15 protein-coding genes and 1 other RNA gene are annotated in these 19258 nt (G+C 69.0%); 9 read left to right on the top strand and 7 right to left on the bottom strand.

Translation table 11 applies throughout. The annotated features are described in order from the left end of the window. Positions 1-43: 43 nt before the first annotated feature. An RNA gene (gene rnpB / locus OQ789_RS17050) (RNase P RNA component class A) lies at positions 44-443 on the top strand. 11 nt (positions 444-454) lie between these two features. Here the strand turns inward: rnpB and OQ789_RS17045 are convergent. The 3 genes from OQ789_RS17045 to panB all read right to left on the bottom strand — a co-directional run bounded on the left by OQ789_RS17045 (position 455) and on the right by panB (position 4337). Then, positions 455-1999: a CYTH and CHAD domain-containing protein gene (locus OQ789_RS17045; protein ID WP_324687203.1), complete on the bottom strand. Its 1545-nt coding sequence runs from the start codon at positions 1997-1999 to the stop codon at positions 455-457. A gap of 129 nt (positions 2000-2128) precedes the next feature. Beyond that, on the bottom strand, positions 2129-3313 hold the full coding sequence (locus OQ789_RS17040) for a 1,4-beta-xylanase (protein ID WP_324687201.1): 1185 nt from the start codon (positions 3311-3313) through the stop codon (positions 2129-2131). Between the two features lie 175 nt (positions 3314-3488). Continuing rightward, complete coding sequence (panB, locus tag OQ789_RS17035) at positions 3489-4337, bottom strand: 3-methyl-2-oxobutanoate hydroxymethyltransferase (protein ID WP_324687200.1); 849 nt, start codon at positions 4335-4337, stop codon at positions 3489-3491. A gap of 453 nt (positions 4338-4790) precedes the next feature. Here panB and OQ789_RS17025 point away from each other — a divergent pair, with 453 nt between their 5' ends. The 7 genes from OQ789_RS17025 to OQ789_RS16995 all read left to right on the top strand — a co-directional run bounded on the left by OQ789_RS17025 (position 4791) and on the right by OQ789_RS16995 (position 14394). Continuing rightward, positions 4791-6347: an alpha/beta hydrolase gene (locus OQ789_RS17025; RefSeq protein WP_324687199.1), complete on the top strand. Its 1557-nt coding sequence runs from the start codon at positions 4791-4793 to the stop codon at positions 6345-6347. A gap of 152 nt (positions 6348-6499) precedes the next feature. Further along, a complete protein-coding gene (locus tag OQ789_RS17020) occupies positions 6500-8065 on the top strand; it encodes an alpha/beta hydrolase (RefSeq protein ID WP_324687198.1) in 1566 nt (521 codons plus the stop codon). 65 nt (positions 8066-8130) lie between these two features. Continuing rightward, the gene (locus OQ789_RS17015; protein ID WP_324687197.1) at positions 8131-8421 is read left to right on the top strand and encodes a hypothetical protein; all 291 of its coding nucleotides are present in this window, start codon (positions 8131-8133) and stop codon (positions 8419-8421) included. Positions 8422-8514: 93 nt separating this feature from the next. Then, positions 8515-9855, top strand: coding sequence for a type I glutamate--ammonia ligase (gene glnA / locus OQ789_RS17010; protein WP_324687196.1), 1341 nt, complete (start codon positions 8515-8517; stop codon positions 9853-9855). A gap of 50 nt (positions 9856-9905) precedes the next feature. Further along, on the top strand, positions 9906-12896 hold the full coding sequence (locus OQ789_RS17005) for a bifunctional [glutamine synthetase] adenylyltransferase/[glutamine synthetase]-adenylyl-L-tyrosine phosphorylase (RefSeq protein WP_324687195.1): 2991 nt from the start codon (positions 9906-9908) through the stop codon (positions 12894-12896). Next, positions 12893-13537: a PaaI family thioesterase gene (locus tag OQ789_RS17000; RefSeq protein WP_324687194.1), complete on the top strand. Its 645-nt coding sequence runs from the start codon at positions 12893-12895 to the stop codon at positions 13535-13537. The genes OQ789_RS17005 and OQ789_RS17000 overlap by 4 nt, the downstream gene beginning before the upstream one ends. Then, on the top strand, positions 13534-14394 hold the full coding sequence (locus tag OQ789_RS16995) for a TIGR03619 family F420-dependent LLM class oxidoreductase (RefSeq protein ID WP_324687193.1): 861 nt from the start codon (positions 13534-13536) through the stop codon (positions 14392-14394). The genes OQ789_RS17000 and OQ789_RS16995 overlap by 4 nt, the downstream gene beginning before the upstream one ends. 173 nt (positions 14395-14567) lie before the next feature. Here the strand turns inward: OQ789_RS16995 and glnA (OQ789_RS16990) are convergent, their stop codons facing one another. Further along, positions 14568-16004, bottom strand: coding sequence for a type I glutamate--ammonia ligase (glnA, locus tag OQ789_RS16990; protein ID WP_324687192.1), 1437 nt, complete (start codon positions 16002-16004; stop codon positions 14568-14570). Positions 16005-16251: 247 nt separating this feature from the next. On the opposite strand from glnA (OQ789_RS16990), the gene OQ789_RS16985 reads away from it, so the two are divergent. Continuing rightward, the gene (locus OQ789_RS16985) at positions 16252-16671 is read left to right on the top strand and encodes an RDD family protein (RefSeq protein WP_324687190.1); all 420 of its coding nucleotides are present in this window, start codon (positions 16252-16254) and stop codon (positions 16669-16671) included. 69 nt (positions 16672-16740) lie between these two features. On the opposite strand, the gene OQ789_RS16980 is transcribed toward OQ789_RS16985, so the two are convergent. The 3 genes from OQ789_RS16980 to lipB are packed head-to-tail and all read right to left on the bottom strand — an operon-like array spanning position 16741 to position 19232. Further along, positions 16741-17493, bottom strand: a complete 753-nt coding sequence (locus OQ789_RS16980; RefSeq protein ID WP_324687189.1) for a DUF4191 domain-containing protein — start codon at positions 17491-17493, stop codon at positions 16741-16743. 60 nt (positions 17494-17553) lie between these two features. After that, positions 17554-18477 (bottom strand): lipoyl synthase, encoded by a 924-nt coding sequence (gene lipA / locus OQ789_RS16975; protein ID WP_324687188.1) that lies wholly within the window; start codon positions 18475-18477, stop codon positions 17554-17556. After that, positions 18474-19232 (bottom strand): lipoyl(octanoyl) transferase LipB, encoded by a 759-nt coding sequence (gene lipB, locus OQ789_RS16970; RefSeq protein WP_324687187.1) that lies wholly within the window; start codon positions 19230-19232, stop codon positions 18474-18476. The genes lipA and lipB overlap by 4 nt, the downstream gene beginning before the upstream one ends. Positions 19233-19258 lie beyond the last annotated feature (26 nt).

Genomic DNA, 19258 nt, shown 5'->3' with positions numbered 1-19258 from the left:
CTGGCCCCGGCATGCCGCAGGTAGTAGCGTGGTTCGTCGCGGACGAGTTGGCCGGGCGGCCGCGGACCGTCGCAAGCGGTTCGAGGAAAGTCCGGACTTCACAGAGCAGGGTGATTGCTAACGGCAATCCGAGGTGACTCGCGGGAAAGTGCCACAGAAAACAGACCGCCACCCTCGCGGTGGTAAGGGTGAAACGGTGCGGTAAGAGCGCACCAGCATCCCGGGTGACCGGGGTGGCTCGGCAAACCCCACCCGAAGCAAGGCCAAGAAGGCCGCGCGAAAGTGCGGCCGCGCAGGCGTTCGAGGGCTGCTCGCCCGAGCCTGCGGGTAGGCCGCTCGAGGCACCCGGTGACGGTGTGTCCAGATGGATGGTCGCCGCCGCGCCGCCGTTGCTTGCGCGCGGCGGCGCGGAACAGAATCCGGCTTACAGGCCGACTCGTCCGCCTTCAGCTCGCTAGTGACCGGCTTTGCGGACCGCTTTGGCGAGTTTGCGCAGGGTGCCGTCGAGTTCGTCGCGGCACCGGTCGGCCAGGTCTGCCTCGCGCTGATACAACAGCCCGTAGGTGAAGGTGTCCTCGCCGGCGGCGTGCGCGGCGTCGGCCTCCAGCCTCAGGTGCTCGCGGCTGACGACGCTGTCTTGATGGTCACCGAGCAGCGACTGGACCGCCTTGGCCCGGTCGGATACCGCGGCCGCGCCGGTGGCGGAAGCGGTGTAGCGAAGTCGCTTGGCGCGCTTGCGGATCCGATGGATCGCCTCATCGCGTTGGTGTTTGTCGTCCGGGTGCTCGCGGTCGACCAGGACGGCGGCCTTCTGGGCCTTGCGGACCTTCTTGTAGGCGGCCTCGATGGTCACCGGTGCCTGGTCCTCCGCCGTTGCGGCGCCGGGGATTTGGGCCGCTATCAGGTCGAGGGAGTCAAGCAGCCGGAAGTATCGCTGCGACCGCATGGCGATCAACGAGCGGCGCAGCCCGATTTCGTAGCGCCGCCGGGCACCCCCGACCAGACGTTCGCGCACCGGTCCGCGCACCAATTCGGGTGCGAGCCGGTCCAAGTCGCGCTCGTATCGCTCGGCGAGCACCTCGGCGTCGCGGGCCATGCCCAGGATTCCGGCGAGCTCACGCAGCTCGTCCAGGACCCATCCCTCGTCGCGCAGGCCGAACGCGTCCTGGTAATCCCGCAGCAGGCTGCGCAGCTTGCGGGTGGTCACCCGCATCTGGTGGATGGAGTCGTAGGCGTCGGCGCGCACCGCGCGGTCCCACACCACCAGCTCGCGAACCTGCTCGGCGATCGCGCGCTGCAGCGGATCTTCGGACGGCGCAGCGCCGTTGGGCGGCGTGGTACCGAGCACCCGCGCCAGCTTGGAGCCGTGACCAGCCGGTGCGGCCCCGGCGTCCAGCAGCCGGTTGCCCAACCGGTTCAGCAGCTCGACGCCGGCCGTCCCGTTGGCCAGCCCGCTTCCTTCGAGTAGCTCCAATTCCCACTCGCGCCATTCCTGTTCGGTCGGCGCCGACCCGGTGTCCTCGGATCCCCGCGTCGACCACGCGGTGACATGGTCGTTGCTGAATTCGGCCAGCGCGTTGCCCGCGGCGTCGTAGAGCACCTGGCTCTCGCGTCGGGTGGTGATGCGGGCGACGGGCTGCAGCGGGCGGTCGCGGACGATTGCCAGCACCACGTCCCTCAACTCGTCGGGCACGGAATCGTTTCCGTCCGACGCGTCCAGCGGCAGGCGGACCTCGGTTCGGGCGTCCGGACCGGCCGGCAGCTTCAGGTGCCATCCCGCGTCGGAGCCGCCGGTGCGGCGGCGCAGGGTGACCTTGTTGCGCGCCAAATCGTGTATGGGCGTGTCGAAGTACGTCGCGTCCAGGGATTGCGTCGGCGACTTCTCCACGTGGGCGACCGCGGCGATCCCTTCGAACGAGGGTGACACGGTGGATTCGACGACATCGAACTTGCGCTCGACTTCGAGATGACGCGAGGGCTGCGGCGCTTTTGCAGGCATCTTCGGCTCCGTTGAGGGGCGCGCGGGCGCGTCACCGCGGCCGTGAACATAGTGGACGGTGGGAGATGAGCACCCATAGCCTGCCATACCGCAGCGGCGAGGCCGCCGCGGATCGGTCGGCGACCGCTGTCAGCCGGCCGGCGGCGGCGGCTGTAGATGCATCGCCAGGTCGTTCAGCTGCAGGATCGTCTGGATCTCGGTGTCGCGGAAGGGCCGTCCGTCCGGGCCGAGCAGGTCGTGAAACCACTCCTGCGGCATCGCGGGGTCCGGGTGCGGCTGATCCCAGGAGTCCCAGGGGAAGAAGGTCTGCGTCTTGCCGGCCACCAGGCCCCAGTTGAAGGCGCCGACGTTGGCGCGCTTCGCGATCGGCAGGATGCCTTGCACCGTGCTGCCCAGCGGCCGGGCCATGTACTCGGTGCACAGGATCGGGCGGCCCAGACCGACGAGCTCGGCGATGCGTCGCTCGAACTCCGCCGGCTCGGCATACGAGTGGAACGTGATGACGTCTGAGTTGTCGAGCTGGATGCCGCTGATGACGCTGCGGCGCCCCGGGTCCGCCCACTCGCCGTGCCAAACACCACTGGTTAGCGGCTGGCGGGGATCAACCAGCCGCGCCCACTCGAAGACCTGGGGCAGTAGCTGCGCCACCAGCTCCACCTTGTCGGGGCGCTCGACCGAGGCGTAGGCGTCCGCGGGGTTGTCCGGCTCGTTCCACAGGTCCCAGCCCAGGACGCGGTCGTCGCTGCGGAACTGCGTCAGCACCCCGGTGACGTAGCCGCGCATGGTGCGCAGGTAGCCGCGGTCATCGAGGCGCACCGCCCCCGGGCTCTGCACCCAGCCGGAGTTGTGGATGCCCGGCCGCGGCGCGCGCTGCGCGCCCGCCCGGGGGAACGGATCCCAGCACGAATCGAACAAGACGAACAGCGGCTTGATGCCGTGGCGGGCGGCGATGTCGACGAACTGGGCGAGCCGGCCCGCAAACCCGCGGGAATCCTGCGCCCAGAGCTGATCGTGCAGGAAGACCCGAATCGCGTTGAACCCGTTGGACTGCGCCCAGCCCAGTTCGGTATCGATGCGCCGCGGGTCGAAGGTTTCGCGCTGGAACATCTCCAGCTGGTTGATGGCGTTGGAGGTGATGTAGTTGGCGCCGACCGGCCAGCCCTGCGCCTGATACCAGCGGTTGGCCCGCTCTGGCGACCATCGGCTTGCCTGGGGCGAGGTGCGGGGCGGCCGCGCGGACGCGGGTGGTGTCGGGCCCAAAGCCATGCCTCCTGCCGCCAGCAGCGGCAACGTCAGCACCGTTCGACGGCGCACGAGCTCACCGCGTTTCCCCCGGTCGATGTGGTCCACCCCTGGTCGTCGGCGTTCGGATCGTGTCCGCGAGCCATCGTAGCGCCTTGTACCGCAACACTTTTCGGCGGTCTGGCTGTGATGGGGATAACGCTGCCCGATCGGGGCGGGTCTTGCGGGTGGGGTCGACGGGGCCGGATCAGAAGCAATGCTCGTCGGCGGGGAACACCCCGGCGGCCACCTCCTGGGCATACTGCGTCGCGGCCCGGCGCAGTTCCCCGCCGATGTCGGCGAACCGCTTGACGAAGCGGGCGGCCTTGCCGCCGCTCATACCGGCCATGTCCTGCCACACCAGGACCTGGCCGTCGCAGTTCGGTCCGGCGCCGATCCCGACGGTCGGGATGGTCAGCTTGCCGGTGATCTGGGTGGCCAGTTCGGCCGGCACCATCTCCATGACGACGGCGAACGCGCCGGCCTCGGCGACGGCGATCGCGTCGTGCACCGTCTGCTCCGCCGCGTCACCGCGGCCCTGCACCCGGAACCCGCCCAGGCCGTTGACGCTTTGTGGCGTGAAGCCGATGTGCGCCATCACCGGGATGCCCGCGGCGGTCAGGCACGCGATCTGCTCGGCAACCCGCTCACCGCCTTCGAGCTTCACCGCGTGCGCGCCACCCTCCTTCATGAACCGGGTGGCGGCGGCCAGCGCTGGGGCCGGCCCTGCCTCGTAGCTACCGAACGGCAGATCGGCGACGACCAGCGCGTGCGGGGCACCCCGCACCACGCCGCGCACCAGCGGAATCAACTCGTCGATCGAGACGGGCACGGTGGTGTCGTAGCCGTACACGACGTTGGCCGCCGAGTCGCCGACCAGCAGGACCGGGATGCCGGCCTCGTCGAAAATCCGGGCGGTCGAATAGTCGTAGGCCGTGAGCATGGCCCACTTGTGGCCTTCGGCCTTCATCTTCTGCAGGTGGTGGGTGCGGATCTTGGGCCGCGCCTTCTCGGGCTGCGCGGGCGAGCTGGCACCGTAAACATTCGTTTCAGACATCATTGTCCCTAGTGGTGGTCGGTTCGATCCTCGTGGCCGCTATAGGTCCCCGGGTTCGTCTGACCGTGCCATTCTGCCATTTCTTTTGCGCGGTTGCACCGCCGTGCCGGTGTGAGACATACCATGCGCGCACGCAGCGGCTGAGCGGACTCGATGCCGGCATCTTGTACCTAAAGACGCTGCCGGAGACATGCACGTGTGCTCGGTCATCGAGCTGGGCCGCGAGGTCACGTCGATGTATCCGCTCGGCCGATATTTCACGGCTGGGGAATCAACATCACCGCGATGTCGCTGCAGGGCAAACTCGACATCGGCCTGGTCGCTGCCCGGACCTGTGGGTGATGGCCGATGGGTTCGCCGTGGGGATGGAGGAGCTGCTCGCGCTCGCGCGGTAGCTGCGGCGGCGGTGCCGCTGATCAAGGTCTCAGGTTTCCTCTGGCAGCATAGGTTGGCATGGGTCTGTCTCGCCGCGGCAAGGTCGCGCGCACGCTGCTGGTCTGGACGTCGCTGGCCGCCGTCGCGCTGATGCTGGCGGGCTGCGTCCGCGTCGTGGTGGGACGCGCCGTCATGTCCGGGCCCAGGCTCGGCCAGGCGGTGGAGTGGACGCCGTGCCGGGCCGCGAACCCGAAGGTCAAACTTCCGGCCGGCGCACTGTGCGGCAAACTCGCCGTGCCGGTCGACTACGACCACCTCGACGGCGACGTGGCGACGCTGGCCATGATTCGTTTCCCCGCGACCGGAGACAAGATCGGTTCGCTGGTGATCAACCCCGGCGGCCCGGGGGAGTCCGGCATCGAGGCGGCGCTGGGCGTCGTCCAGTCCCTGCCCAAGAAGGTGCGCGAACGCTTCGACCTCGTCGGCTTCGACCCCCGCGGGGTGGGGGCGTCGCGCCCGGCGGTCTGGTGTAACTCCGACGCCGACAACGACCGGCTGCGCACCGAGCCCAACGTGGACTACAGCCCGGCCGGCGTGGCCCACATGGAGGACGAGACCAAGCAGTTCGTCGGACGCTGCGTCGACAAGATGGGCAAGAACTTTCTGGCCAACGTCGGGACCGTCAACGTCGCACGGGATCTCGACGCCATCCGCGCGGCGCTGGGCGACGCGAAGCTGACCTACCTCGGCTACTCGTACGGCACGCGGATCGGCTCGGCGTATGCCGAGGCCTACCCGCAGAACGTGCGGGCGATGATCCTCGACGGAGCCGTCGATCCCAACGCCGACCAGATCGAAGCAGACCTGCGGCAGGCCAAGGGATTCCAGGACGCGTTCAACGACTACGCCGCCGACTGCGCCAAGCAGCCGACCTGCCCGCTGGGCACCGACCCGGCCAAGGCGGTGGACGTCTACCACAGCCTGGTCGACCCGATGGTCGACCCGGACAACCTGATGGTCGGCAGGCCCGTCCCGACGAAGGACCCGCGCGGGCTGAGCTACAGCGACGCGATCATCGGCACCATCATGGCGCTGTACTCGCCGAACCTGTGGCATCACCTGACCGACGGCCTGGCCGAACTCGTCGACCATCGCGGCGACACGCTGCTCGCCCTGGCCGACATGTACATGCGGCGCGACTCGCACGGCCACTACAGCAACGCCACCGACGCTCGGGTGGCGATCAACTGTGTCGACCAGCCGCCGATCACCGACCGCGCCAAGGTGGTGGACGAAGACCGCCGCTCCCGCGAGGTCGCGCCGTTCATGAGCTACGGGCAGTTCACCGGCAACGCCCCACTGGGCACCTGTGCGTTCTGGCCGGTGCCGCCAACCAGCAAGCCGCACACCATTTCCGCGCCGGGCCTGGCGCCCACGGTGGTGGTGTCGACGACGCACGATCCGGCCACCCCGTACAAGGCGGGCGTCGACCTGGCCGACGAGCTGCGCAGCTCGCTGCTCACCTACGACGGCACCCAGCACACCGTGGTCTTCCAGGGTGACGGCTGCATCGACAACTACGTGACGGCGTACCTGGTCGGCGGCTCCACCCCGCCGGCGGGCGCGAAGTGCTAGCCGGGCCGCTGTCGCCGAACGTGCACTGACGGCGACGTTTTCGGCAATTTCTCGCCATGGTTGCACGCTCGGCGCGGGCGGCGGCCGAGACCAAGCAGCCGAGACCAAGGCGTAACCGATTCGCGCTGTGACGGGTATCCGCGGCTGCGACGATGACAGCCATGTCGCGCCTGAGATCTTTGAGCTCGGCGCTGTTTTCGTTCGGGCTGCTGCTCAGTGGTCCGGCCGTCGCACCGCCCACGGCCGTCGCCACACCCGAACCGGGCGCCGGACAGACGCCGGGCCCGAACCCGCCGTCGGCCGCGGTGCCGCAGGGCTGGGGGAGCTGCAACCAATTCGTCGATGACACAAGCGATATCCCCACGGCGCAGTGCGGCACCGTGCCGGTGCCGATCGACTACAACAACCCCGCCGCCGGGCAGGCCAAGCTGGCGGTGATCCGGGTGCCTGCGACGGGACCGCGGATCGGATCCCTTCTGGTCAATCCCGGCGGCCCCGGCGGTTCGGCGGTCGACATGGTCGCCGTGATGGCCTCGGACCTGCAGGACTCGGCGATCAGGCGCAACTTCGACCTGGTCGGCTTCGACCCGCGAGGGGTGGGCCATTCCACACCGGCGCTGCGCTGCCGCACCGACGCCGAGTTCGACGCGTACCGCCGGGAGCCGATGGTCGACTACAGCCCTGGCGGCGTCGCGCACATCGAGCAGCTCTACCGGCAGCTGGCCTCCCAGTGTGTCAACCGGATGGGCACCGCGTTCCTGGCCAATACCGGCACCGCCTCGGTCGCGCGCGACATGGATGCCGTCCGCCAGGCGCTGGGCGACGACCAGATCAACTACCTGGGTTACAGCTACGGCACCGAGCTGGGCACCGCCTACCTGGAGAAGTTCAGCAACCACGTGCGCGCGATGGTGCTGGACGGCGCCATCGACCCGACCGTCGGGCCGGTCGACGAGAACGTCAACCAAATGGCGGGATTCCAAACGGCTTTCAACGACTACGCCACCGACTGCGCCCGGTCGGCGGGCTGCCCGCTGGGTACCGACCCGACCCAGTTCGTCAACCGCTACCACGCGCTGGTCAACCCGCTGGCCACCAGGCCCGGCCGCACCGCGGACCCGCGCGGCCTGAGCTATGCCGACGCGACCACCGGCACCATCAACGCGCTCTACACACCGGCGCACTGGAAATACCTGACCAGCGGTCTGCTCGGCCTGGCGCGCGGGACCGGCGCCGACGACCTGCTGTTACTCGCCGACGACTACGACGGGCGCGACAGGAACGGGCACTACTCCAACGACCAGGACGCGTTCAACGCGATCCGCTGCGTCGACGCGCCGAATCCGACCGACCAGGCGAGCTGGGTGAGCGCCGATCAGCGCATTCGCCAGGCCGCGCCGTTCCTCAGCTACGGGCAGTTCACCGGGAACGCTCCGCGCGACCTGTGCGCGCTGTGGCCGGTGCCGGCGACGTCGGCGCCGCACCCCGCGCCGCCCATGGCGCCCGGCAAGGTCGTCGTCGTCTCCACCACGCACGACCCGGCGACGCCCTATCAGGCCGGCGTGAACCTGGCCCGCCAGCTCCGCGGCCCGCTGATCACCTACGACGGGACGCAGCACACCGCGGTGTTCAACGGCCATCAGTGCGTGGACACCGCCGTGGTGAGGTACCTGGTCGCGGGCACGGCGCCGCCGGCGGCCTACCGCTGCCAGCCCTGAGCGGCGATGCCCGGCACGCCCCTCGCAAATTTTCTGATTAGCCCCGGTCACCGCTGGGTATTCGTATGGCCGTGCGTGTCATCTACCTCGCCGTGACAGTCGCGCTGTCCGCCGCCGTCCTGCTCGTCGCCGCGCCCGCGCACGCCGATCTCAACGGCTACCGCAGCTGCGTGGGAAGCATCACCGAACCGGTATCGGGACCAGACCCGCAGAATCTGCAGCTCGTCGGCGAAGTCGAGCAAGAGCTGAGTTCCGGTGTGTCCCCGGCCGCGGAAACCCAGAAAATCGCGCGGCGGGGATTCGACCCGGCGCTTGCCCACGGGATCGTGCAGTGCGTGATCGAGGAACACCCCTAGCGGCAGGCCCGCCGGACCGGGAATGCCAGGTCACCTAGCAGCGGTACCGGCGCGGTAACACGCTGTTAACAGCTATTGCATAGTGTTCCTTTTATGGATCGACAGAAGGAATTCGTACTCCGCACCCTCGAGGAACGAGACATCCGCTTCGTTCGGCTGTGGTTCACTGACGTGCTCGGTTTCCTGAAGTCGGTCGCCATCGCGCCGGCGGAGCTTGAAGGCGCCTTCGAGGAGGGCATCGGCTTCGACGGGTCGTCCATCGAGGGCTTCTCGCGGGTCTCGGAATCCGACACCGTGGCCAACCCCGACCCGTCCACCTTCCAGGTGCTGCCGTGGGCCTCGCAAAACGGCCACCACCACTCGGCGCGGATGTTCTGCGACATCACCATGCCGGACGGATCGCCGTCCTGGGCCGATCCGCGGCATGTGCTGCGCCGGCAACTGCAGAAAGCCAATGACCTGGGCTTCTCCTGCTACGTCCACCCCGAGATCGAGTTCTTCCTGCTCAAGCCGGGCCCCAACGACGGGACGCCGCCGGTCCCCGTCGACAACGCCGGCTATTTCGATCAAGCGGTGCACGACTCCGCCTCGAATTTCCGCCGCCACGCGATCGAAGCGCTCGAATTCATGGGCATCTCGGTGGAATTCAGCCACCACGAGGGCGCGCCCGGCCAGCAGGAGATCGACCTGCGCTTCGCCGACGCGCTGTCGATGGCCGACAACGTGATGACGTTCCGCTACGTCATCAAGGAGGTGGCGATCGAGAACGGCGCACGCGCGAGCTTCATGCCCAAGCCGTTCGGTCAGCACCCCGGCTCGGCGATGCACACCCACATGAGCCTGTTCGAGGGTGACGTCAACGCCTTCCACAGCCCCGACGATCCACTGCAACTCTCGGATGTGGGCAAGTCCTTCATCGCCGGCATCCTCGAGCACGCCTCGGAAATCAGCGCGGTCACCAACCAATGGGTCAACTCCTATAAGCGTTTGGTCGGGGGCGGCGAGGCGCCGACCGCGGCGTCGTGGGGTGCGGCCAACCGGTCCGCGCTCGTGCGAGTTCCCATGTACACGCCGCACAAGACCTCGTCGCGGCGCGTCGAGGTGCGCAGCCCCGACTCCGCGTGCAACCCGTACCTGGCCTTCGCCGTGCTGCTGGCCGCCGGGCTGCGCGGGGTGGAGAAGGGCTACGTGCTGGGCCCGCAGGCCGAGGACAACGTGTGGGACCTGACCGCCGAAGAACGCATCGCGATGGGATATCGCGAGCTGCCGACAAGCCTGGACAGCGCGCTTCGCGCCATGGAATCCTCCGAGCTGGTAGCGGAAACCTTGGGGGAGCACGTCTTTGACTTCTTCCTGCGCAACAAGCGCACGGAGTGGGCCAACTACCGCAGCCACGTCACCCCGTACGAGTTGAGCACCTACCTGTCGCTATAGCGTCGATCGCGCGCCGACCGGGCTGATGATTTGCGCCTTGCGCTACGGTCGTGGTCGTGACCAAACCCGCGACGCAGCGCCCCAGGCTGCCCAGCGTCGGCCGGCTCGGGTTGGTCGATCCGCAAGCGGCCGAACGCATGGCGCAACTGGGTTGGTACCAGCACGACGATCAAGCCCACGTCGACCTGCTGTGGTCGCTGTCGCGCGCGGCCGATCCGGACGCCGCGTTGCTGGCCCTGGTTCGGTTGTCGGAGAACCCCGACGCCGGATGGGATGAGATCAACGCCGCCCTGCTCGCCGAACGCCCGCTGCGCGGCCGGCTGTTCGGCGTGCTCGGCGCCTCGCTGGCGCTGGGCGATCACCTGATCGCCCAGTCGGGATCCTGGAAACTCTTGCGCGGCAATGTCAAACTGCCCACCCGCGACGAGCTGTGCGACATGTTCAGCGGATGCGCCGAGGAGGCGCTTGCGGCGCCGGGCTCGGCGATGGTTCGGCTGCGCACGCTCTACCGCGACCGGCTGCTGGTGCTGGCCGCGCTGGATGTGGCCGCGACGGTCGAGGACCAACCGGTGGTGCCCTTCACCGTGGTGGCGGCCCACCTCTCGGACCTGGCCGATGCCGCGCTGGCCGCCGCGCTGCGGGTGGCCGAGAACAGTGTGTGCGGCGACAAGACCCCGCCGCGGCTAGCGGTCATCGCGATGGGCAAATGCGGTGCCCGCGAATTGAACTACGTCAGCGACGTCGACGTCATCTTCGTCGGCGAGCAGGCCGACCCGGTCACCACCCGGGTGGCCGGCGAGGTGATGCGGCTGGCCTCCGAGGCGTTCTTCCAGGTCGACGCCGGCCTGCGGCCCGAGGGCCGAAGCGGTGAACTGGTCCGCACCGTCGAGTCGCACATCGCCTACTACCAACGCTGGGCGAAGACCTGGGAGTTCCAGGCGCTGCTGAAAGCCCGTGCGGCAGTGGGCGACGCGGAGCTGGGGCAGCGGTACCTGGATGCGCTGATGCCCATGGTGTGGGTCGCCTGCGAGCGGGACGACTTCGTGGTCGAGGTGCAGGCCATGCGCCGCCGGGTCGAGCAGCTGGTGCCCGCCGAGGTCCGCGGCCGCGAGATCAAGCTCGGCAGCGGCGGCTTGCGCGACGTCGAATTCGCCGTGCAGCTTTTGCAGCTGGTGCACGGCCGCGGCGACGACACACTGCACGTGGCGTCGACGGTGGACGCGCTGGCCGCGCTGGGCCAGGGCGGCTACGTCGGTCGCGAGGACGCGGCGAACCTCACCGCCTCCTACGAGTTCCTCCGGCTGCTCGAGCACCGGTTGCAGCTGCAGCGGCTCAAGCGCACCCACCTGCTGCCCGAGGCCGACGACGAGGAGGCGGTGCGCTGGCTGGCGCGGGCCGCCCACATCCGGCCGGACGGGCGCCACGACGCGGCCGGGGTGCTGCGCGAGGAGTTGCGCCACCAGAACCTACGGGTGTCCCAGCTGCACGCCAAGCTCTTCTATCAACCGCTGCTGGAATCGATCGGCCCGGCCGGGCTGGAGATCGCGCGCGGCATGACCTCGGAGGCCGCCGAGCGCCAGCTGGCGGCCCTGGGCTACGAGGGCCCGCAGAGCGCGCTGAAGCATATGTCGGCCCTGGTCAACATGAGCGGCCGGCGTGGTCGGGTGCAGTCGGTGCTGCTGCCCCGGTTGCTGAACTGGATGTCGTACGCGCCCGATCCCGACGGCGGCCTGCTGGCCTACCGGCGGCTGTCCGAGGCGCTGGCCGGGGAGACCTGGTATCTGGCCACGCTGCGCGACAAGCCCGCGGTGGCCCGTCGGCTCATGCACGTGCTGGGAACCTCGGCGTACGTGCCGGACCTGCTGCTGCGCGCGCCGCGGGTGATCCAGGACTACGGGGACGGGCCGTCGGGGCCGAAGCTGCTCGACACCGAGCCGGCCTCGGTGGCCCGCGCGCTGGTCGCCTCGGCCGGCCGGTATTCCGACCCGGTGCGGGCGATCGCCGGGGCGCGCACGCTGCGGCGCCGCGAGCTTGCCCGCATCGCGTCGGCGGACCTGCTCGGCATGCTCGAGGTGACCGAGGTGTGCGGGGCGCTGACCTCGGTGTGGGTCGCGGTGCTGCAGGCCGCGCTGGACGCGATGATCCGGGCCAACCTGCCCGCAGATGGCTCCGGCAAGGAGCCGGCAGCGATTGCGGTCATCGGCATGGGCCGGCTGGGCGGCGCCGAGCTGGGTTACGGCTCCGACGCCGACGTGATGTTCGTCTGCGAGCCGGCGTCCGGTGTTGAGGATTCGGTCGCGGTGCGCTGGGCGACGGGCGTCGCCGAGCAAATCCGGGCGCTGCTCGGGACGCCCAGCGTCGACCCGCCGCTGGAGGTCGACGCCAACCTGCGGCCCGAAGGACGCCAGGGTCCGCTGGTGCGCACCCTGGCCTCCTACGCCGCCTACTACGAGCAGTGGGCGCAGCCGTGGGAGATCCAGGCGCTGCTGCGCGCGCACGCGGTTGCCGGCGACGCGGAGCTGGGGCAGCGGTTCCTGCTGATGGCCGATAAGACGCGGTATCCGTCGGGCGGGGTGTCCGCCGAGGCGATGCAGGAGATCCGGCGCATCAAGGCTCGCGTCGATTCCGAGCGGTTGCCGCGCGGCGCGGACCCCAACACCCACACCAAGCTCGGCCGGGGCGGACTGGCCGACATCGAGTGGACCGTGCAGCTGCTACAGCTGCGCCACGCCCACGCGATTCCCGCGCTGCACAATACGTCGACCCTGCAGTGCCTGGACGCGATCGTCGCCGCCGACCTGGTGCCCGCCGACGAGGTGGAGCTGCTGCGGCAAGCCTGGCTGACCGCGACCCGCGCCCGCAACGCGCTGGTGCTGGTTCGTGGCAAGCCCACCGACCAGCTGCCCGGGCCCGGGCGTCAGCTCAACGCGGTCGCCGTGGCCGCGGGCTGGCCGACCGATGAGGGCGGGGAGTTCCTGGACAACTATCTACGGGTGACACGACGGGCGAAAGCGGTGGTACGCAAGGTGTTTGAGGGTTGAGTCAGGACGCAGGCGCGTTGGACGCCGCGTTCGAGGTGCTCGGCGCGGCGGAGGCCGAGCGCGTGACCGCGCTGTACGCCCCGTTGGCCGACGCGGTCCGCGAGCTCGTCGACGCCACCATCCGGACCGAGGTCGACGACGACGCCGTCGCCGAGGCGCGGCGGGCGATCGAGGCCGTCACCGCGTCGTTGCGGCAACGCACCCGCGCGCTCGGGGTGAGCTATCGCGTCAACGGCCGACCGCTGCCGTTGGGCAACGCCGCGGTCGGCGTGTGCAACCCCATCGCCCCGCCGATCGTCGTGCACCACCAGGGCGACGGCCTCTGCTGGAGCGAGTTCACCCTCGGCGCGGCCTACGAGGGTCCGCCGAAACTGGTGCACGGTGGCGTCAGCGCCCTGGTGCTCGACCACATGCTGGGGGAGGCGGCCAGCGAAGGGTTGTCGAAGGCCCGGTTCACCGGCACCATCACGGTGAAGTACCTGCGCGGCACGCCGCTGGGTCCGCTTCGCTGCGAGGCGTGGGTGGACCGTAACGAGGGCCGCAAAGTCTTTGCGCGCGGGACGATTTCGGATGCCGTCGGCGTCACCGTCGAGGCCGACGGCGTCTTCATCGAGCCGGCCTGGGCGCAGGAGGAGCGGTGAGGTTCTACATCAGCAGCGCCTTCCTGAACACCCGCGAGATCATCGAGCTCGCCAAGGCCGCAGACGAACTCGGCTACGACGGGATCGGCATCCCCGACCACGTCGTCAACCTGGAGACCCTGGACACCCCGTACCCGTACACCAAAGACGGGCAACGGCGCTGGCAGCCCTTCACTGACTGGCCCGATCCCTGGGTCCTGGTCGGGGCGCTGGCACAGGTCACCACCCGGCTGCGATTCGTCAACACCGTCTACATCCCCGCGATGCGCAACCCGTACTCGGCGGCGAAAGCCATTGGCACCGCCGCGGTTCTGGCTTCCGGCCGGGTGGAGCTGGGTGTCGGGGTGGGCTGGTGCCGCGAGGAATTCGCCTTGATGGGTGAGCAATTCGAGGCCCGCGGCAAGCGCACCGACGAGATCATCGAGCTGATGCGGGCGCTGTGGGCGCCGGGCTGGACGGAATTCGAGGGCGAGTTCTACCGGGCGCCGCGGCTGGAGATGCAACCCACGCCGCCGCCGATACCGGTCTATGTCGGCGGGCTCAGCGACATCGCGCTGCGCCGCGCCGCTCGCAACGATGGCTGGATCGGCGACTTGATCAACACCGAGCGCGCCATCGACGCGGTCGGCAGGCTGCGGCAGCTGCGCGCCGAAAACGGTTTGGGCATGGACGATTTCACCATCCTTTCGCCGCTGACCGACGCATTCACCACCGCGGACTATCAACGGGTGGAGGACGCGGGTGTCACCGGCATCATCACCATGCCCTGGATGTTCTACGCGGGGCCGGACGCGAGTCTGGACGACAAGATCGACGGCATGCAGCGCTTCCGCAAGGACCTGGCGCTCGACGGTTAGGTGGGGTTAGGTGCCGTGACCTCCGCGACACGTAACCAGCGGCGACGACACGCCGAAGCGGGTGTGCGTGGTTTATGACTCGACGAACGGACCACCCGCGCGACGAAACCACCCGCGCAAAGACGAAATCACCCGCGGGGCACAGGCCACGCGGGTGGTTTCGGCAAGCCGACTTAGACGTCGTAGTACAGCGCGAATTCGTAAGGGTGCGGCCGGATTTGGACTGGCAGGATCTCGTTGTCGCGCTTGAAGCTGATCCACGTCTCGATGAGGTCGGGGGTGAACACGCCGCCCTCGGTGAGGTATTCGTGGTCCTCTTCCAGCCGGTCGATCACCGCGGACAACTGCGTGGGCGCCTGCGGGATGTTGGCGGCCTCCTCGGGCGGGAGCTCGTAGAGGTCCTTGTCGACCGGCGCCTGCGGCTCGATCTTGTTCTTGATGCCGTCCAGGCCGGCCATCAGCATGGCCGAGAACGCCAGGTACGGGTTGCCCGAGGAGTCGGGACAACGGAACTCGAGCCGCTTGGCCTTCGGGTTGCTGCCAGTGATCGGGATGCGGACACAGGCCGAGCGGTTGCGCTGGCTGTAGACCAGGTTGATCGGGGCCTCGAAGCCCGGAACTAGACGCTTGTAGGAGTTCACCGTGGGATTGGTGAACGCCAGCAGCGACGGCGCGTGGTGCAGCAGGCCGCCGATGTAGTGGCGCGCGGTGTCCGACAGACCGGCGTAGCCGGTCTCGTCGTACATCAGCGGGCTGCCGTCCTTCCACAACGACTGGTGGGTATGCATCCCGGAGCCGTTGTCGCCGAACAGCGGCTTGGGCATGAACGTGACGGTCTTGCCCTCCTGCCACGCGGTGTTCTTCACGATGTACTTGTAGAGCTGCATGTCGTCGGCAGCGTGCAGCAGCGTGTTGAACTTGTAGTTGATCTCGGCCTGGCCGCCGGTTCCCACCTCGTGGTGGCCCTTCTCCAGACTGAAGCCGGACTTGATCAGGTTGTGCAGCATCTTGCTGCGCAGATCGACGTAGTGGTCGACCGGGGCGACCGGGAAGTAGCCGCCCTTGGGGCGGACCTTGTAGCCGCGGTTGGGGCTGCCGTCGAGCTCGTTGGGCGAGCCGGTGTTCCACCAGCCCGAGATCGCGTCGATCTCGTAGAACGAGCCGTTGGTGCGCGAATCGAAGCTCACCGAGTCGAAGATGTAGAACTCGGCCTCGGCGCCGAAGTACGCGGTGTCGGCGACGCCGGTGCTGATCAGGTAGTTCTCGGCCTTACGGGCGATGTTGCGCGGGTCGCGCGAGTACGGCTCCAGCGTGAAGGGGTCGTGCACGAAGAAGTTGAGGTTCAGCGTCTTGGCTTCGGTGAAGAGGTCGACCTGGGCCGTCGCGGGGTCGGGCAGGAGCAACATGTCCGATTCGTGAATCGACTGGAATCCGCGAATCGACGAGCCGTCGAAGGCCAGGCCGTCCTCGAAAACACTCTCGTCGAAAAACGAAATCGGAATCGTGAAGTGCTGCATGACGCCGGGCAGGTCACAGAACCGGACGTCGACAAATTCGATGTTTTCGTCCTTGGCGAGTTTGAAGACGTCGTCGGGCGTCGTTTCCGTCACAGAATGCTCCTTTACTTGGTGAGATCCGCGGCCTGACGCTATGGAGCAGATGTTGCCCGTCAGTCAACCCGATGTTGCGCGCACGTTACGTGACCATGCCACACGCTAAAAGTGGCCGCTTGGGCGGCGGGTTCTATTGTGGGGCCATGGATCGCAAGATCGTATCTTTTCCGGTGGCCGCGCGCACGGTCTGCCCGTTATCCGGGATCCTTCCGACCGGTCAGCCGGACTGCGGTCCGCGTCGCTGATGACGGAATCGCGATCCGCATATCCCGGCGAGAAGCTGGGGCTTCCGCAGAGCGGGCCGGGGTCGTTGGCGCCGATGGGGCGCCGGCTGGGCGCGCTGGTGATCGACTGGTTGATCTCGTACGGTCTGGCCGCGCTGGCCATGCGCTTCGGGGTGATCTCGCAACCGGCGCTGGCCACCGCGGTCCTGGTGATCTGGTTCGTGCTGGGCGTCGCCTTCGTGCGGTTGTTCGGGTTCACCCCCGGCCAGCTGGCGCTACGCCTGCAGGTGGTGACGGTGGACGCGCGCGGGACGGTCGGTCTGGGCCGGGCGGTGGTGCGCGGAGTGCTGGTCGGGACGGTGGTCCCGGCGTTGTTCACCGACTGGGACGGCCGCGGATTGCAGGACCGGCTGACCCTCACCGCCGTGGTACGCCGCTGACGTGGATGGCGGCGACCCGCGGCGCCCGGCTTCGCCGCGCTTGCGATCGCCGCTGAGTCCGATGGCGGGCTACTTGCGGCGCACCGTGCGCTGCACGCCGCGCATCTTGCCTGAGTTGGGCAGCGGCCCCTTGGGCATGACGGCGGCCCCGGCCCGCGACCCCAGCGCGGCCAACCGCGACTCCAGCGTGTCCATCTGCTTGACGCTGATGTTGGACGGCAGCCGGGTGAGGTGGCGTTCCAGCTTGGCCAGCGGCACCTCGTCCTCGCCATTGCCGACGATGATGTCGTAGATCGGCACGTCCCCGATCAGCCGGGCGGTGCGCTTCTTCTCCTGCGCCAGCAGCGGCCGCACCCGGTTCGCCGCTCCCTCGCCGACCAGGATGACGCCGGGCCGGCCGATCACCCGGTGGACGGCGTCGAAGTGGCCGGTCGCGGCCACCCCGGGAGTCACCCGCCACTTGCCGCGCAGGTTGTCCAAAGCCCATGCGGCGGCACCCGTTTGGCCTTCGGCTTTGCGGTAGACCGACTTCTGGGCGCGGCGGCCGAACACGATGAAGGCGACCAACCCGCCCAGCACCACGCCGAGCGGGATCAGGGTGATCATCGTCAGACCGCCTGCCCAGATGCCGACCCCCACCGAGATGCCCACAATCAGCACGAAGGCGCCGATCATGTACGGCAGGAGGCGCTTGTCCTCCTGGCGCTGAATCTTGAACGCCTGCCACAACTGGGTGCGCCGCTCCCGCGCGGCGGCCTTGCGGGCGGCCTGCGCCTGCGCTCGGGCGGCCTTGTTCTCAGCGGCGGTGCGGGATTTAGCCATAGTCAAAGAATACGTAGGCCCCGCGGCCGGTGAACGCCGCGTATCGTGCCGCGGCGTCATTCAGGCGCGGCGTCGGGCGGCTTGCTCGTAGAGCCGGCCCGCGCGATAGGACGAACGCACCAGCGGTCCGGCCAGCACGCCGGCGAAGCCCAGCTCCTCGGCGTGCAGTGCGAACTCGACGAATTCCTCGGGTCTCACCCAGCGCTCGACGGGGTGGTGGCGCGCCGACGGGCGCAGGTACTGGGTGATGGTGATGATGTCGCAGCCGGCGTCATGCAGATCGGCCAGGGCGGTGCGCACCTCGTCGGGCGTCTCGCCCATGCCGAGGATGAGGTTGCTCTTGGTGACCAGCCCGGCCTCGCGCGCCGCGGTCAGCACGCCGAGGCTGCGGCCGTAGGTGAAGGCGGGCCGGATCCGTTTGAAGATGCGTGGCACGGTTTCGACGTTGTGCGCCAACACCTCCGGGCGCGACGCGAACACCTCGGCGAGCCGGGCGGGCTCGGCATTGAAGTCGGGGATCAACAGTTCGACACCGGTCGACGGGTTGAGGTCCTTGATGGCACGCACCGTCTCGGCGTAGAGCCAGGCTCCGCCATCGGGCAGGTCGTCGCGGGCCACCCCGGTGACCGTGGCGTAGCGCAAACCCATCGTGCGCACGCTGTCGGCGACCCGCCGCGGCTCGTCGCGGTCCAGTGCGGCGGGCTTCCCGGTGTCGATCTGGCAGAAGTCGCAGCGACGGGTGCACTGGTCGCCGCCGATGAGGAAGGTGGCTTCGCGGTCTTCCCAGCATTCGAAGATGTTGGGGCAGCCGGCTTCCTCGCACACTGTGTGCAGCCCTTCGCGCCGAACCAGGCTCTTGAGCTGCGTGTACTCAGGGCCCATCCGGGCCCGTACCCGAATCCACGGCGGCTTGCGCTCGATCGGGGTCTCGGCGTTGCGCACTTCCAGGCGCAACAGCTTGCGTCCTTCCGGTGCGACGGTCACATCGCTGATGCTACGCGCGCACTGGTGGCGCTCCGGCCGGCGACGAAGCCGGCCCCGACGGCAGGGGGAGCGGGGTGCACGCTGCCGACCGGCAGCACCCCGTCCAGCGCGTCGCAGACGGCGTCGCCGACCGCCGTCTGCACATCCTCGACCGACACCGGGCGGCGCAGTTCGGCCGACAGCGACGTCACCCCGGCGTCGCTGATGCCGCAGGGCACGATGGCGTCGAAAACGCCCAGGTCGCAGTCGCAGTTGAGGGCGAATCCGTGCAGGGTGGTCGCCCGCGACACCCGGACGCCGATGGCGGCAACCTTGCGGTCGGGCCGGCCCTCGTCGCCCGGCACCCACACCCCGGACCGGCCCGGCACCCGGACCGCGTCCAGGCCGAGGTCGGCGCAGACCTTGATCAGCGCCTCTTCCAGGCGCCGCACGTAGTCCACCACGTCGAGCGGTTCGGCCAGCCCGATGATCGGATACCCGACCAGCTGACCGGGGCCGTGCCAGGTGATCTTGCCGCCGCGGTCGGTGTCGATGACGGGCGTTCCGTGCGAGGAGGGGTCGGGCCGTTCCTGGGGCTCGGTGCGCCGGCCGGCGGTGTAGACGGCGGGGTGTTGCAGCAGCAGCAGCGTGTCGCTGCCGCCGGCCACCCGGGCCTCGGCCAGGTCGCGCTGCCGCTGCCAAGCCACGCGGTAGTCGACGGTGCCGAGCCGGCGGACATCGATCAAGGCCCGGCTGGACCGGATGGAATCGATCACGTCCGCGACGGTACTCGTCCCGGGAC

Origin of the sequence: Mycobacterium sp. 94-17 (assembly GCF_035617725.1) — a bacterium.
GTDB lineage: Bacteria > Actinomycetota > Actinomycetes > Mycobacteriales > Mycobacteriaceae > Mycobacterium.
This window is presented reverse-complemented; position numbering and strand designations above follow the sequence as displayed.